The 544-nt window shown below is 48.7% G+C and carries 1 protein-coding gene; it reads right to left on the bottom strand.

Going from position 1 to position 544, the window contains the following annotated elements; translation table 11 throughout:
* Positions 1–135: 135 nt before the first annotated feature.
* Entirely contained in the window at positions 136–435 is a 300-nt protein-coding gene (locus QSJ80_RS15640) for a barstar family protein (RefSeq protein WP_352176533.1), read from the bottom strand.
* Positions 436–544 lie beyond the last annotated feature (109 nt).

The raw sequence follows: 544 nt of genomic DNA on the forward strand, positions 1-544 counted from the left end.
CAACATAACGCCTGGATAAGGGGCGCCGTACCGGCGCGCTACTTTTGTGTTAATTTGCGAGCGCCGCGAGCAACACAAAAGTGAAGCAAAGGTTTAGGCGTCGCCCTTCATTCATTTGTTATGCATTGCGGCACACTACTTAAGTACCAGGGCTACTGTGCCGCCTGGATCTGACCTGAGATCATAAGCAATTTGACTCAGGTGATCATGAAAGTAGCCATCACGAAAGCGCTTTAAGGCCTCAGAATGCAGAACTATGATTTTGCAATCTCTAGATTCCGGAGATCCTGGCCCTCCAGCATGCAGGGCATCCCAAAGCGCATCAAGATTCCTTCCGAATTTCTCGGGATTCCTGGCATTTACGCTCTCTATGTATATTGCCCAAAACTCCGACTCGCTTTGGAGATCAGCACAATTAACGGAATATTTCTCCATGCTACTCCCAATGCATAACGCCTGGCTCAGCGCGACATAGCGACGCAGAGCTTTTGTGTAAAAATGTGAGCGCAGCGAACATCACAAAAGCGAAGCTAAGCTTATGGAG

Source organism: Biformimicrobium ophioploci (assembly GCF_030270605.1).
GTDB classification, from domain to species: Bacteria; Pseudomonadota; Gammaproteobacteria; order Pseudomonadales; family Cellvibrionaceae; genus Biformimicrobium; species Biformimicrobium ophioploci.